Raw genomic sequence first — 14,758 nt, forward strand, 5'->3', positions numbered from 1 at the left:
AAGAACGATGCTTGGGCGCTCGAAAAAGCGGCGCGTGACGTCGTTGGCGGCGCGGTCGTGCGGGGCGCCCCCTCGAAGCCCAGTCGCATATTGTATCGAATCCGGCGCTGCATTTCGGACCGAGCCTTATTCTATGTACGCGCTTTTTTCTCGCGAGCAAGAATAAGCGCATGGGCGCTGGCCGGTTGAACGCCTTGTCCGGCATGCGCGCAAGCCTCGATTGGACGGCATCGACGGAACAGCGCGCCGCCTCGCGCGCCATTGCTTGACTTCCACCCAACGGTCCCAACCTCCTCGATTCCGCCTCCGTGAGGCGGCCCGCGCCACTTTCGCCGCAGCCGCTAGAATAGGTGTTTGCTCCGGCGCCGACTTAGAAGATTCCCCTCTCCATGTCCGATACCCTTATCGAAACGCCCGACGCACTGGACGAATCGAAGTTCGCCACGTTCGAAGGCTCGCCGTTTCAGCTCTATCAGCCATATCCGCCCGCGGGCGATCAGCCCGAGGCCATCAAGACGCTCGTCGAGGGCGTGGACGACGGTCTCTCGTTCCAGACGCTGCTCGGCGTGACCGGCTCGGGCAAGACCTTCACGATGGCCAACGTCATCGCACGTCTGGGCCGGCCCGCCATCGTTTTCGCGCCCAACAAGACGCTCGCCGCGCAGCTCTACGCCGAGTTCCGCGAGTTTTTCCCGCGCAACGCGGTCGAGTACTTCGTCTCGTACTACGACTATTACCAGCCGGAAGCGTACGTGCCGCAGCGCGATCTCTTCATCGAGAAGGATTCGTCGATCAACGAGCATATCGAGCAGATGCGGCTCTCGGCGACCAAGAGCCTGCTCGAACGCCGCGACGTGGTGATCGTGGCGACGGTGTCGGCCATTTACGGTATCGGCAATCCGTCCGAGTATCACAAGATGATCCTCACGCTGCGCGTAGGCGACAAGCTCGGCCAGCGCGATGTCATCGCGCGGCTGATCGCCATGCAATACACGCGCAACGAGGCGGATTTTCAGCGCGGCTCGTTCCGTGTGCGAGGCGACACCATCGACATCTTTCCGGCGGAACACGCGGAAATGGCGGTGCGAGTCGAATTGTTCGACGACGAAATCGAGTCGATGCAGCTTTTCGATCCGCTCACCGGCCGCGTGCGCAACAAGATTCCGCGCTTCACGGTGTATCCGTCGTCGCATTACGTGACGCCGCGCGACACCGTCATGCGCGCGATCGAAACCATCAAGCTGGAACTGCGCGAGCGGCTGGAGTTTTTCCATAGCCAGGGCAAGCTCGTCGAGGCGCAGCGGCTCGAACAGCGCACGCGCTTCGACCTGGAAATGCTGCAGGAACTGGGTTTTTGCAAGGGCATCGAGAATTACTCGCGGCATTTCTCGGGCTCGGCGCCCGGCGAACCGCCGCCGACGCTCGTCGACTATCTGCCGCCCGACGCCATCATGTTGCTCGACGAGTCGCACGTGCTGATCGGCCAGTTGAACGGCATGTATAACGGCGACCGCGCGCGCAAGGAAAATCTCGTCGATTACGGTTTCCGGATGCCGTCCGCGCTCGACAACCGGCCGCTCAAGTTCAACGAATTCGAGCGCAAGATGCGCCAGGCCGTGTTCGTCTCCGCGACGCCCGCCGACTACGAACAGAAGAAAGCGGGGCAAGTGGCCGAGCAACTCGTGCGGCCGACAGGTCTCGTCGATCCCGAAATCGAGGTGCGGCCCGCGCGCTCGCAGGTCGACGACGTGCTCTCCGAGATCAACGCGCGCGTCGCGGTGCACGAACGCGTGCTTGTTACCGTGCTCACCAAGCGCATGGCCGAACAACTGACCGAATTTCTCGCCGATCACGGCGTGAAGGTGCGCTATTTGCACAGCGATATCGACACGGTCGAGCGCGTGGAAATCATCCGCGATCTGCGGCTCGGCACGTTCGATGTGCTCGTCGGCATCAACTTGTTGCGCGAGGGTCTGGATATTCCTGAAGTGTCGCTCGTCGCCATTCTCGACGCGGACAAGGAAGGCTTCCTGCGCGCCGAGCGCTCGCTGATCCAGACAATCGGACGGGCGGCGCGCAACGTGAACGGCAAGGCGATCCTCTACGGCGACAACATGACGGACTCGATGAAGCGCGCCATCGACGAAACCGAGCGGCGCCGCGCCAAGCAGGTGGCGCATAACCTCGAGCGGGGCATCACGCCGCGCGGAGTGGAAAAGCGCATCAAGGACATCATCGATGGCGTCTACAACGCCGACGACGCGCGCGCCGAACTGAAGGAAGCCCAGACGCGCGCGAAGTTCGAGGACATGACCGAGAAGCAGCTCGCGAAGGAAATCAAGCGGCTGGAAAAGCAAATGATGGATCACGCCAAGAATCTCGAATTCGAAAAGGCGGCGCAGACCCGCGACCAATTGGCGCTGTTACGTCAACGCGTGTTCGGCGCGAACGTGGGCGATCACATCACCGGCATCGGCGGAAAGTAAGGCGAAAGAAAGAAAGTTTTCATCGTTCTGTCTCAAGCGACGCGGCGAGCCGGAAGGCGTACCGCGTTTTTTATCGGCCGCGAATGGACCGCGAGTTGGCTGCAAAGCCCGCCGGAGCCTTGCCGCAGCAGGCTTTTGTAAGCCCGCGCTAATTTGTCCCGAGTGGTGAAGGGTGCTAAACTGACGAACATTGAGAATGGTTCGTATTAACGTTTTCCAGATTCTGGAAGCGGTTTTCTGCTTCGCGCTAACGAACCGGCACCACAGTCATTTTTTTGCGCCGGCGCGTTTTTTTTTAGAGCGCCGGAGTTCGGTGGAAAAGGCGCGCGAATGTCACGCGCGCCATCGATAACAACAGGAGTGTTTGATGGGTTCAACGTTGATGCGCGGCCTCGTTGCCGCCGCAGGCCTCACGGCGATGATGGCGGCTTCCGCTGCTGAGTATCCGATCGGCAAGCAGCACATCGAAGGCGGCATGGAAACGGGCGCCGTCTATCTGCAGCCAATCACGATGGCGCCGGAAGGCATCATGCGCAAGGCATCGGATTCGGACATCCACCTCGAAGCGGATATTCACGCGGTCAAGAACAACCCGACCGGTTTCGCCGAAGGCGACTGGATGCCCTATCTGAACGTGACGTATGAACTCACGAAAACCGGCTCGACGCAGTCGGTCAAGGGCGACCTGATGGCGATGGTCGCAAGCGACGGCCCGCACTACGGCGACAACGTCAAGCTCTTCGGTCCGGGCAAATATCACCTCAAGCTGCATATCTCGCCGCCTTCCGAAACCGGCCACATGGCGTTCGGCCGTCACGTCGACAAGGAAACCGGCGTGGGTCCGTGGTTCAAGCCGTTCACGATCGAATACGACTTCCCGTTCGCGGGCATCGGCAAGAAGGGCGGGTACTAAGCTCGCGCACGGCGTTCGCGCGTTCCGGCAGGCGTTTGCAGTTCGCTGCGCCGCCGGACGCGTACCAATCAGGAAGTCCGCATGAAATTGAAAAGCCAGCTGATGGCGATGTTGCTCTCGGTCGCAGCGGGTCTTGGCGTGGCGCACGCCGCCGATCTGCCGACGTTCAAGCTCGAATTGAACGACGGCAAGCTGAACCCGGCGCGCATCGAAGTACCGGCGGGGCAGCGCATCAAGATCGAAGTGCATAACGTCGGCAAGGGCGCGGCCGAGTTCGAAAGCGTGCAGTTGCGCAAGGAGAAGGTGCTCGCGCCGGGTGCCGATTCGTTCGTGGTGATCGCGCCGCTCGATCCGGGCGAATACAAGTTCTTCGACGACTTTCATCAGACCGCGCAAGGCGTGATCGTCGCCAAGTAAATGTCTGTGCCGCGCGCGTGTTTCGGTGCGCCCGCGCGGGCAAGTGAAGCAACGCAAAGGGGTTCAAATGGGGCAGGTACTTTTCATCGTCTGGCGTGAGAGCGTCGAAGCTTTGCTGGTCGTCGGCATTCTGTACGCATGGCTGAAGAACGGCGACCAGCAGGCGCGTCGCGGCCTGCCTTATCTGTGGTTCGGCGTGGCTGCGGGGCTGGTTGCCGCCATCGCGCTGGGCGCCGCGCTCATCGGCTTCACGGAAGTGCTGTCCGGCAACGCGCAGGATTACTTCCAGACCGGCATGGTGCTGATCGCGTGCGTGCTCATTGTGCAGATGGTCCTGTGGATGAAGCGTCACGGCCGCACGCTCAAGCGCGACATGGAAAGCTCGCTGCAAAAGAGCACGCAGGACGGACAGTTCTGGGGCATCGCGGTGCTGGTTGCGCTGGCTATCGCGCGAGAAGGCAGCGAGACGGCCGTGTTTCTGTATGGCGTAGGCTTCGGGCAATCGGGACACGTCGATGCTTCGCAATATCTCGCGATCATCCTCGGCCTCGCGCTCGCGCTCCTGACGTTCTACGTGCTGCAACTCGGCGGCAAGATCTTCTCGTGGCGCTCGTTCTTTCGCGTGACCGAAATCATGCTGCTGTTTCTCGCCGCCGGCCTCTTCGAGACGGGCGTCGACAAACTGATCGACATGGAAGTGCTGCCGGTCATCGTCAATCAGGTGTGGAACTCGTCCGCGCTGCTCGACGACTCGAGCACCTTCGGTTCGCTCGTTGCCACCCTCACGGGTTATCGCGCGCATCCGGCGGGCATGAACCTGGTTGCCTACGCGGTCTACTGGATCGTGATCTATCTTCTCCTGCGCCGTTCCAATCATCAGATGGCGCAAAAACAAAAGGCGGCGAGCCGTCCAGCATGAGCTCTGTTCTGCAACGACCCGGCCGGCTGCAACAGGCCGGTCAATGGATGCAACGGCACGGCAACGCGATCCGCGGAATTCAGTGGGTCGTGGTTGCCGTGTACGCGTTTCTGATTCTCGTGCCGGCTGTCATGCCGCTGCCCGATGGCTCGGCGCATTTGTGGAATAACCTCACGCTTGCCGCGCAGTTCGTGTTCTGGGGCATCTGGTGGCCGTTCGTGCTGCTGTCGATGGTCATGCTCGGCCGAGTGTGGTGCGGCGTGCTGTGTCCGGAAGGCGCGCTCACCGAGTTCGCGAGCAAGTTCGGCCGCGGCTGGGCGATTCCGCGCTGGATGCGTTGGGGCGGCTGGCCGTTCGTCGCATTCGGACTCACGACCATCTACGGACAGATGGTGAGCGTCTATCAATATCCGAAAGCCGTGCTGCTCGTGCTCGGCGGCTCGACCGTGGGCGCGATGATCGTCGGCGTGCTGTATGGCCGCGAAAAGCGCGTGTGGTGCAAGTACCTCTGCCCGGTAAACGGCGTGTTCTCGCTGCTCGCACGGCTTGCGCCGTTTCACTACAAAGTCAGCGAAGACGCGTGGCGCCGTTCGTACAAGGAAGGCGAGCACGGGCATCGGGTGATTCCGATCAACTGCGCGCCGCTCGTGCCCCTGCGCAAGATGGAAGGCGCCGCCGACTGCCATATGTGCGGCCGATGCAGCGGCCATCGCGATGCCATCGCGCTCACGTGGCGCTCGCCGTCGGAGGAAGTGGTCGAGCTCGGCAACAAGGCGGCGAATCCGTGGGACACGGCGCTGATTCTGTACGGCTTGCTCGGCATCGCGATCGGTGCGTTCCACTGGACCGTGAGCACATGGTTCGTCGATCTCAAGCAGATCTTCGCGAGCTGGCTGATCGATCACAACATCCTCTGGCCGCTCGATACCAACGCGCCGTGGTTCCTCTTCACGCATTATCCCGAGCAGAACGACGTGTTCTCCTGGCTCGACGGCACGATGGTGATCGGCTATATCGTCGCGACGGGTCTCGTCTACGGCACGGCGCTGCTCGCGCTGCTGGCGCTCGGCACGCGCATGCTCGGCAAGATGAACGCGGCGCGGCTGCATCACCTGACGCTCTCGCTGATTCCGCTCGCGGGATGCGGCGTGTTTCTCGGCTTGTCGGCGACCACGGTCTCGCTCCTGCGCGCGGAGCATCTGCCGCTGTGGTGGGTGACGGACCTGCGCCTCGGGCTGCTTGGCGTCGCCAACTTGTGGAGCGCCTGGCTCGCGTGGCGCGTCACGGCTCGTTATTCCTCGACGCTTGTTCCGCGCGCACTCACGATGGTATGGTTTGTCGCGGCGCTCGCCGTCGCGGATAGCGCCTGGTATCTGATGTTCTGGGGCTTCAGCCGATAACGCCATTAGGTGAGAATCAAGTGAGAACCAAACCCGTACTGACCGACGAAGACGTCCTGCTGATGGCCGCCGCCGCCGAGGCGCACGCAAAGGCGCACAACTGGAACGTGACCATCGCCATCGTCGATGACGGCGGGCATCTGCTGCATCTGCATCGGCTCGAAGGGACGGGCGCGAGCACGGTCGAGATGGCGACTGGCAAGGCGCGCACCGCCGTGCTCGGCCGGCGCGAAACGAAGGTGTACGAAGACACGATCAAGCAGGGCCGCACTGCGTTTCTGAGCGCGCCCATGACGGCCATGCTCGAAGGCGGCGTGCCGATCTTCGTCGGAACGGATATCGTCGGCGCGGTGGGTGTGTCGGGCGTGAAATCGGATCAGGATGCATCGATCGCGCGGGCGGGCATTGCGGCGCTTGGCATCGAAAACGTCTGAAGCGAGAACGTCGAAGCACGCGTTCGAATTTTTGCCATAGCCCGCGCACAATAAAAACGGCACGCCTTCGCATTGAAGGCGTGCCGTTCGATCAATCAAAATGCATGGCCTCGTTCGGGCACATGACATCGGCGGGAACCAAAAAAAGCGGCTTCGCTTGCTATCGACGACTGGCTGGTGTTTGCACGAAGGGGTCTAAATTCTCGCGTGCAAGTCGTCCTCGCTGGCTAAGGCCAAACACCTCTTTGGCGAGGTGGTCCCCACAATACACGGTACTGCTGTTCTGCCTTACCTCTTTGCCGCCTACTTCGTCAGGATCAGCTTGCCCAGACGCGTCGCGCGCAACTGATAGGTCTCCCCGTTATGCACGATCGCGATATGACTGCGCCCCTGCAGTAACGTATCGCTGCGCAACGAACGATCGCCGGTTGCATCGGCTGAATCCGTCGATATCGTCGATGCCCGCACCGACGTCACGGCAGCCGTCTTTGGGCGCGTGATGGCTGCATCGCGAACTGCCGGACGGCGAAGCCTGAGCGTGGTGGATCGCAGCGTGTCGGTCATGTCGTTTGAGTGCGTTCGTTGATTCGATGGGTCTATAGTAAATGATAACTATTCCTATTTGCAACTAGAGTTTCCTATGAATGCGCGGCCGTCATAGCCGCGCTTCATGTAGTACTTGAACTTTCTAGTGCAGGGGTGTTTCGTCGTGGCGCCCGTGCGCATACTGGCGAATCAGCCGCACCGTGTCGATGTCCGATTCCCGATAAGCCGACTTGACGATCTCTTTGGTCTGGCGCTCGTCAGGCGTCGCGTCGTCGTTTTCGGGCAGGGTGGTGCTGTACGTGAATCGCAGAAACAGTTGCAACTCGTCGGGCTGCTCGATCGCCATGGTCAACGAGCCGCCGACATGTTCGGCAGTCGGCAGGATGTCGTAGCGCACGCTGCTATCCGGTGTGAGCGTGACGCGGTCCCGCACCACGGCCTGACCGTAGTGCAGCTCGCGCTCCATGACGTCGCCCTCGCGCGAGAGGATGTCGCAGCTATCGAGGCCGAGCACGAAAAGTTGCGGCTGCTCGGCGCGCAGCACGAGTCCTTCCCAAAGTTGTTCGCGCGTGAGCGACTCGACGAGCGGATTGATCGGATCGTTGATCTGGATGAGATGTTCGAAATTCAAAACGACGTTTCCCTGGATAGTTCGATGTACCCGTGCGGGCTGTTTTCAGGAAGTCAGGAAGCGAGCCCCGAGTCGATGCGCACCGCTCCGGACAGAACCTTGTGCATCGGACACGCATTGGCGATTTGCAAGAGGCGTTCCCGCTGTTCGGCATCGAGCGCGCCCGTGAGCGCGATCTGCCTGTCGATGATCGTGCCGTCCGCCGTGCTCTTCATCGACAATTCGACGTGCACCGCTTCGAGCGGCCAACCCTTGCGCTTCGCGTACATGCGAAGCGTGATCGAGGTGCACGCACCCAGGCTCGATAGCAGCAGCGACGCGGGCTCCGGACCGGTATCCGCGCCGCCGAGGCTCGCGGGTTCATCGGCGACCCAGCCATGCGTGCCGTCGCGCAATTGCACCTGATAGTCGGCAGCGCCGCTGCTGGCGGTCACGGAAGATCCGGAAGACATGCGTCGCTCCTATGAATGGCGATGTACGGCAAGAATAGCGGCGCGAATAAGAGCGGCGCGGCACGAACGGTCATTGTGACGCAATGCGCCCGTTCGTGCCGCGCCGTTTCATCGTGCCGATACGGTTCAGCGATGAATACCGCTCGGTGTGCCTAATGCGTGATCGCGCCCATGCGGCCTGTCTGATAGTCGGTCACGGCCTGGCGAATTTCATCTTCCGTGTTCATGACGAAAGGACCGTAGCGCACCACAGGTTCCTTGAGCGGCACGCCGCCGATGAGCAACACTTCGACGGGTTCATCGCCGGCGGCGAGGATGATCGTGTCGCCATCGTCCTTGAACGAGATCATCTGCTGCTTGCGCACCGGTTGGCCCTGCGGCCCATAGAGACCGACGCCCGACAACGGATATGCGAACACGCGAAAATCCCGCGGCACGTGATGCTCGACTCTTGCGCCAGGTTGCAGCGAAAAGTGCTGATAAAGAATCGGCGTACGTGTTTCGATGGCGGCCTTCACGCCGAGCGCTTCGCCCGCGATGACCTTCACGCGCACCTTGCCGTCTTCGCTCGTCGCGACGGGAATCTGCGCCGACGCGATCTCTTGATAATGCGGCGTCGTCATCTTGTCGCGCTTCGGCAAGTTCACCCACAGTTGCAGGCCGTGCACGCGGCCGCCGCGTCGCGTGAATTCCTCGCCAGGCATTTCGCTATGAATGACGCCCGCGCCGGCGGTCATCCACTGCACGTCGCCCGGACGTAATGTGCCGGAATGGCCGGCCGAATCCTTGTGACCGAACTCGCCTTCGAGCATGTAGGTGACCGTTTCGAAGCCCCGATGCGGATGATCCGGCGCGCCCTTGGCTTCGCCCGGAGCGTAATCGGTCGGGCCCATTTCATCGAGGAGAAGGAACGGGTCGAAGTCCATCAGAAGACGCGTCGGAAACGGGCGATGCACGACGAATCCGCCGCCTTCAACCGTGCGCGTTGCGGGAATGATGCTGGAAATGGTACGGCTCATGATCGGAATGCCTCGCGTCACCAAAAGGGAAATAGCGATATTTGTAGAACGTGGGGATATTATATGTGCCGGATTTAGCGATAAAAGACCTCGTGGCGCAATGGATTGTCCCGCCACGGATAACGAACTCGAACGAACCGAACGTCCCATGAAAGTCGATTCGCACGATCTGAACGATCTGATGTACTTCTCGCACGTCGTCGAACACGGCGGTTTTTCGGCGGCCGAGCGCGTGCTGGGCATCTCCAAGTCGCGCTTGTCGCGGCGCGTGTCGGAGCTGGAGGCGTCGCTAGGCGTGCGCCTTTTGCAGCGCTCCACGCGCAAGCTTGCGCTGACCGAGGCGGGGCAGCTTTTCTATCAACACTGTCAGGCAATGCTCGTGGAGGCGCAGGCCGCCGTCAACGTGGTGCAAAGCCTGCGTGACTCACCGCGTGGCACGGTGCGCGTGAGCGTCCCGGTGACCATCGCGCAGACGTTTCTGTCGGCGGTGATGCCCGACTTCATGCATCGATTCCCTGAAGTGCGGGTCGTGCTGCGCGTGACCAATCGTGTGGTGGATCTGTTCGAAGACGCGATCGATGTCGCCTTGCGCGTGCGCTCCGAGCCGCCCGTGAGTTCGAACGTGGTCGCGCGCCCGCTGTGGCGCACCGAGCAGATGCTGGTCGCCGCGCCTTCGCTTCTCAAATCGAACGCGCCACCGATGACCGCCGCCGAACTCGCGCAATACGACACGCTCGATGTGCCATCGGCGGATGGCCGCCATGTGTATCGACTGATCGCGCCCGATGGCACGCGTCACGAGTTCGAGCACGAGCCGCGTCTCGTCACCGCCGATCTCTCGATGATCCGCGAAGCCGTCATGCGCGGCGTCGGCATCGCGGCGCTGCCCGAGATGATGTACGGCGCGCCGCTCAGAACCGGCCAGCTTTCGCCCGTGATGCCCGGCTGGACATTTCCGTCGCCGCAACTCTATGCGGTTTTCCTGACGCGGCAGGGCATGGTCCCGGCCGTACGGGCGTTCGTCGATTTTCTGGTGGAGTCGATCGAAGGCGGCAAACGCTTCCCCGGAGAATGTCCTGTCAACGAACAGCCGGAACGCGAAACGGTTTGATCGCAATCGGCGCGCGGCATCATTTATGTCATTGAAGCGCGCGCTTGCGATGGACAGATTCAATCGCCGAAACCTTGTTTGCGGGAATAGCCGGCGTTATATTGAAATTCCTTTCGCTAAGGAGCTTCTTATGCGGAAACTGACGGCTACTCTGATAGTTAGCCTGATAGGGCTGATCGCGCTGTCCGTGTCAACGACGGCTGCCGCATGTGGCGATTCTTCCGGCTCGGGCTATTCGAGTCCCAAGTAATTGCCTTGCCCGAATGCGCCGAGTGCGCAATAAAAAAGGCCTTCATCCGACGATGAAGGCCTTTTACTTTTTGCGGCTCTGTTGCGCGCTGCTTTAATTGCCGCCGGCTTTCGGTTCGGTCACGAAACCGATTTTCGTGAGTCCGCCCGCCTGAGCCGCGGACATGAGATCGGCCACGCGTTCGTACGCCACCTTGCGATCCGCGCGCAGATGAATCTCCGGCTGCGGGTTTTGCTGCGAAGCCTGCGCAATGCGCGCCTTGAGCGTCGCGTCGTCGATTTTCTGCTCGTCCCAGACGATCGTGCCATCGGCTTGAATCGCGACGTCCACATGCGACGGCTTTTCGTCTTGCGGCTGGCTGCTTGCGTGCGGCAGGTCGATCTTCACAGCGTGATGCATCGCGGGGATGGTCACGAGGAAAATGATGAGGAGCACCAGCATGACGTCGACGAGCGGCGTCATGTTGATCTCGCTCATCATGCCGTCGTCTTCATCGCCGGCGAAAGGGCTCATGGCCATCTTGAACCTCCGCTTACGATGCGCGCGTCGCGAGACGCAGGCTTTCGGACGTGGCGTCCTTGGTGCGCTTGGACGACGACAGCTTCGAGCCGGTCACGAAGAAGGCATGCAAGCCGTGCGCGAAGCGGTTCAGCTTCGTCACGACGCTCTTGTTCGCGCGCGTGAGGGCGTTGTAGCCGAGCACGGCAGGGATTGCGACGAAGAGACCGAAGGCCGTCATGATGAGCGACTCGCCCACCGGACCCGCCACTTGGTCGATCGACGTCTGGCCCGTCGCGCCAATTGTCAGGAGCGCGTGATAAATGCCCCAGACAGTACCGAACAGCCCGACGAACGGCGCCGTACTGCCGATCGATGCCAGCACGGCGAGCCCTGCTTGCATGCGGCCGACGCTTTCATCCATGACGTCTTTCAGGCATCGCGTGATCCACTCCGACACATCCATGCGGTCGTGCAGATGCGGCTGCGTCTGATGATGATGCTCGGACGCTTCCTGACCGGCCAGCGCCAGCGCGAGGTACGGGTTGTCAGCCGGATTCGACGACTGGCTGCTGATTTTCTTGATGCCGTCGTTGAAGTCGTCGGAATGCCAGAAAGCCTGATCGGCGTTCTTCGTGAGGCGCTTGAGACGCAGCACGTTCCATCCCTTGACGACGATCACGGTCCACGAAAGCACCGACATGATGACGAGCGCCAGCGCGATACCGCGTGTGACGAAGTCGCCTTGCGCCCAGACGTGCGCAATCCCGTAGTTGTTCATTTCCAGTTCCTGTTTCTAAAAAAAGCCGGTCAGTCGTTCAGACTGAATACGAATGGCACCGTGGCGGTTGCCCGAATGGCTTCGCCATTCTCTTTGTAAGGACTGCACGCGCTGCTGCGCACGGCGTCGAGCGCCGCGTCGTCGAGGCGCTGCGAGCCGCTGCTCTTTTGCAGCGTCACATTCTCGATTTTGCCCGTAATACCGACCGTCAGCTTGACGAGCGAGGTGCCGGTTTCGCCGCGACGCCGCGACATCGCCGGATAATCCGGCTGCGCGATGTTGCAGCTCAGACGCGCGACGTTCTTCGGCGCGGCCAGATCCATCGTCGGTTTTCCGATCGCGGGCGCGGCCGGCGCGGCGGGCGCTGGCGCGGGCGGTGTCGGGGCCGGCGGTGTGGGATCGGGCGCGGGCGCGGCGATTTGCGAGGGCGTTTCGCGCACCGGCATCGGCGTGGGCTTCGGCTCGACCTTGGGTTTGACCTTCGGTTTGGGCTGCGGCTTTGGAACCGGTTTCGGCGGCTCGGGAGTCGGTGGCGACTGCACGGCGACAGGCTGCGGCGCGGGCGCCGGCGTTTCGCTGATCAATTGCGCGGTGATCGTCTTCGCTTCGACGGGGCGCGGCAGCGGCTCGCGATGCATGGTGAGCGCCACGCCGAAGAGCGCGGCGTGAATCGCCAGCACGGCGACGCACGCGGCCACCACGCGCGGGTTCAGATTGCTCGGCGTCGTCGTGTCGAATACAGCGGGAGAGGTTGTCGGGGACTGCATTCTTATTCGCTGCTTGCGGTGTTGCCAGTAGCGCGGCCATCGAAGTTACGTACGTTCGCTGGTTCGGCGCGGAAGAAACCAAACGACATCATTTTCTGAAAATAATGAGGGATATGAATAGAGTAGCCACGAAACCAATCAGCAATTCCATCTTTCCCTCCTTAAGGGCAAAGAGTTGCGTGGCTGGCGTAGGTGATCGGAACCTGGCTTGCGATAAGCGATCAAGAAACCAAGCGGCGCGCTTCGCCGACAGCGGGGCGCCGAGCGCTATCTCGGTCGCGCCCCGCGCAACTTCAGGCAGCCTGGCGTTCGTAGAACGTGAGCGGCGCGACTGGCGCATGTTCGCGCTGTTCCATTCCACAGCGCGACGCGCAGACACCGCTCGTCGCCATGACGTCGCGCACGCTTGCTTCGCACTTCCCGCAGCATAGCGCGACCCCAAGCTCGAACTGGAGCTCGTCGAAGGATTCCATTCCATCGGCGATGGCGGAGCGGATCTTACGGTCGGAAACTGCTTTGCAGACACAGACGATCATGGTCGTTCGCGATAGCTTGCGTTAATGCGAATTATTATCATTCAGCAAGACGCTCTTGGCAAGCCGGGTTCTGTGTTTTTTGTAACACAGCGCGTGTGTTAGCCGATTTATTGCTTAGGAGCGTTTGCTGGTGTGGCTCCGACGGCTGTGACGCCCCGGAAAAACCCTTAGACGATGTCGGGTTCGGCAAGGCGCGTGCGTCGCGAAGGGATCAGCACGTGCTCGACGCTGGCGTCGAGATGCAGAAGCGATGCCGCAAGCTGACGCTGGGATTCGCCGTCGGCGGTCGAGCAGAAGCGCGGCATGGATTCCACCGCAGCCGATGAGTTTTTCAGCGCGTTCGTTTCCAGCAGACGGTCGAGCTGGCGCGCGATGGCGACGCTGGTATCGACGAGTTGCAGCCGTTCGCCGGCGATCTCGCGAATGGCGCGGTCGAGAAACGGATAGTGCGTGCAGCCGAGCACCAGAGTATCCGCGCCGGCTTCGAGCATGGGCGCGAGATAGCCTTCGAGCAGCGCCATGAGTTCCGGCGACGACGTATCGCAGCGTTCGACAGCCTGCACGAGACCGTGTCCCGGCTGGCAGATGAAGCGGCAATCGCCCGCGTAACGTTCGAGCAGCAACTGGAAGCGCGCGCTGCGCAAGGTCACCGCGGTTGCCAACACGCCGACGACGCGCGTCTTGGAAACAGCGGCGGCGGGCTTCACGCCCGGTTCGACGCCCACGAGCGGAATGGAAAGCCGCTCGCGCACGAGCGCGATGGATTGCGCGGTTGCCGTATTGCATGCGACCACGAGCGCTTTGGCGCCTTGCGCGACGAGCCATTCGCCGATAGCCATGGTGCGGTCGACGATGAAATCGTCATCGCGCTCGCCGTAAGGCGCGTACAAAGAGTCCGCGACATAGACGAGCCGCTCGTGCGGAAGCAACGCCCGCACCGCGCGCAGCACCGACAAGCCGCCGAGACCGGAATCGAAAATGCCGACCGGCGCGCTCGCGTTTATCGGAGCACGCGCGTTCGGCATGAGTGTGGGTACGACAACTACTGACATTGCGGACAGATCTTTACTCGCCTTCGCCCATCATAGTCTGCTGGTAGTTCTGGATGCCAACCTTGTCGATCAGATCCAGTTGCGTTTCCAGCCAGTCGATGTGTTCCTCGGTGTCGTTCAGGATCTTGTCGAAGATATCGCGCGAGACGAAATCGCGCACCGATTCGCAATAGGCAATCGCCTCCTTGCACGTGGACTGCGAAATCTGTTCGAGCTTCAGGTCGCACTCGAGGATTTCCTTGGTCTCTTCGCCGATCAGGAGCTTGTGCAGGTCTTGCAGGTTCGGCAGACCGTCGAGCATGAACACGCGCTGGATGAGCCAGTCGGCGTGTTTCATTTCACCGATCGATTCGTCGTACTCATGCTTGCCGAGCTTTTCCAGGCCCCAGTGCTTGTACATCCGCGCGTGCAGGAAGTATTGATTGATCGCGGTCAGTTCATTTTTCAACTGCGCGTTCAGATATTCGATGACTTTAGCGTCGCCTTTCATGATTGTTCCTTTTCATAGCGTGGGGCATCCCGCAAAGATAAACGTTCTTAACGTCT

The 14,758-nt window shown here is 61.3% G+C and carries 17 protein-coding genes; 7 read left to right on the plus strand and 10 right to left on the minus strand.

The features are described 5' to 3' along the window. Positions 1–389: 389 nt before the first annotated feature. The 6 genes from uvrB to NCT04_RS05920 all read left to right on the plus strand — a co-directional run bounded on the left by uvrB (position 390) and on the right by NCT04_RS05920 (position 6,569). The gene (uvrB, locus tag NCT04_RS05895; RefSeq protein ID WP_244827610.1) at positions 390–2,486 is read left to right on the plus strand and encodes an excinuclease ABC subunit UvrB; all 2,097 of its coding nucleotides are present in this window, start codon (positions 390–392) and stop codon (positions 2,484–2,486) included. Positions 2,487–2,853: 367 nt separating this feature from the next. Beyond that, positions 2,854–3,399: an iron transporter gene (locus NCT04_RS05900; RefSeq protein ID WP_370652099.1), complete on the plus strand. Its 546-nt coding sequence runs from the start codon at positions 2,854–2,856 to the stop codon at positions 3,397–3,399. Positions 3,400–3,480: 81 nt separating this feature from the next. Further along, on the plus strand, positions 3,481–3,816 hold the full coding sequence (locus NCT04_RS05905) for a cupredoxin domain-containing protein (protein WP_250464342.1): 336 nt from the start codon (positions 3,481–3,483) through the stop codon (positions 3,814–3,816). 67 nt (positions 3,817–3,883) lie between these two features. Continuing rightward, positions 3,884–4,735: an FTR1 family iron permease gene (locus NCT04_RS05910; protein WP_250464344.1), complete on the plus strand. Its 852-nt coding sequence runs from the start codon at positions 3,884–3,886 to the stop codon at positions 4,733–4,735. Next, positions 4,732–6,135 carry a 4Fe-4S binding protein gene (locus NCT04_RS05915; RefSeq protein WP_244827614.1) on the plus strand — a complete coding sequence of 468 codons (1,404 nt, stop codon included), beginning with the start codon at positions 4,732–4,734 and terminating at the stop codon, positions 6,133–6,135. The genes NCT04_RS05910 and NCT04_RS05915 overlap by 4 nt, the downstream gene beginning before the upstream one ends. A 20-nt stretch (positions 6,136–6,155) precedes the next feature. Continuing rightward, positions 6,156–6,569 carry a GlcG/HbpS family heme-binding protein gene (locus NCT04_RS05920; protein ID WP_244827615.1) on the plus strand — a complete coding sequence of 138 codons (414 nt, stop codon included), beginning with the start codon at positions 6,156–6,158 and terminating at the stop codon, positions 6,567–6,569. 303 nt (positions 6,570–6,872) lie between these two features. Here NCT04_RS05920 and hemP read toward each other — a convergent pair whose 3' ends face one another. The 4 genes from hemP to NCT04_RS05940 form a co-directional block, all read right to left on the minus strand. Beyond that, entirely contained in the window at positions 6,873–7,133 is a 261-nt protein-coding gene (hemP, locus tag NCT04_RS05925; RefSeq protein ID WP_250464346.1) for a hemin uptake protein HemP, read from the minus strand. Between the two features lie 124 nt (positions 7,134–7,257). Then, on the minus strand, positions 7,258–7,746 hold the full coding sequence (locus NCT04_RS05930; protein ID WP_250464348.1) for an SRPBCC family protein: 489 nt from the start codon (positions 7,744–7,746) through the stop codon (positions 7,258–7,260). Between the two features lie 53 nt (positions 7,747–7,799). After that, entirely contained in the window at positions 7,800–8,198 is a 399-nt protein-coding gene (locus NCT04_RS05935) for an OsmC family protein (RefSeq protein WP_250464350.1), read from the minus strand. Between the two features lie 152 nt (positions 8,199–8,350). After that, positions 8,351–9,217: a pirin family protein gene (locus NCT04_RS05940; RefSeq protein ID WP_250464352.1), complete on the minus strand. Its 867-nt coding sequence runs from the start codon at positions 9,215–9,217 to the stop codon at positions 8,351–8,353. Between the two features lie 148 nt (positions 9,218–9,365). Here NCT04_RS05940 and NCT04_RS05945 point away from each other — a divergent pair, with 148 nt between their 5' ends. After that, positions 9,366–10,328 carry a LysR family transcriptional regulator gene (locus NCT04_RS05945; protein ID WP_250464354.1) on the plus strand — a complete coding sequence of 321 codons (963 nt, stop codon included), beginning with the start codon at positions 9,366–9,368 and terminating at the stop codon, positions 10,326–10,328. Positions 10,329–10,671: 343 nt separating this feature from the next. On the opposite strand, the gene NCT04_RS05950 is transcribed toward NCT04_RS05945, so the two are convergent. The 6 genes from NCT04_RS05950 to bfr all read right to left on the minus strand — a co-directional run bounded on the left by NCT04_RS05950 (position 10,672) and on the right by bfr (position 14,702). Next, positions 10,672–11,097: an ExbD/TolR family protein gene (locus NCT04_RS05950; protein WP_244827621.1), complete on the minus strand. Its 426-nt coding sequence runs from the start codon at positions 11,095–11,097 to the stop codon at positions 10,672–10,674. A gap of 13 nt (positions 11,098–11,110) precedes the next feature. Beyond that, the gene (locus NCT04_RS05955) at positions 11,111–11,857 is read right to left on the minus strand and encodes a MotA/TolQ/ExbB proton channel family protein (RefSeq protein WP_244827622.1); all 747 of its coding nucleotides are present in this window, start codon (positions 11,855–11,857) and stop codon (positions 11,111–11,113) included. A gap of 29 nt (positions 11,858–11,886) precedes the next feature. Continuing rightward, entirely contained in the window at positions 11,887–12,624 is a 738-nt protein-coding gene (locus NCT04_RS05960) for an energy transducer TonB (protein WP_244827623.1), read from the minus strand. 293 nt (positions 12,625–12,917) lie between these two features. Further along, positions 12,918–13,160, minus strand: coding sequence for a (2Fe-2S)-binding protein (locus NCT04_RS05965; RefSeq protein WP_250464357.1), 243 nt, complete (start codon positions 13,158–13,160; stop codon positions 12,918–12,920). A gap of 167 nt (positions 13,161–13,327) precedes the next feature. Next, on the minus strand, positions 13,328–14,212 hold the full coding sequence (gene murI / locus NCT04_RS05970; protein ID WP_250464359.1) for a glutamate racemase: 885 nt from the start codon (positions 14,210–14,212) through the stop codon (positions 13,328–13,330). Positions 14,213–14,225: 13 nt separating this feature from the next. Then, the gene (gene bfr, locus NCT04_RS05975) at positions 14,226–14,702 is read right to left on the minus strand and encodes a bacterioferritin (RefSeq protein WP_244827626.1); all 477 of its coding nucleotides are present in this window, start codon (positions 14,700–14,702) and stop codon (positions 14,226–14,228) included. Positions 14,703–14,758: the final 56 nt, after the last annotated feature.

Source organism: Caballeronia sp. GAFFF2 (genome assembly GCF_023631485.1).
GTDB lineage: Bacteria > Pseudomonadota > Gammaproteobacteria > Burkholderiales > Burkholderiaceae > Caballeronia.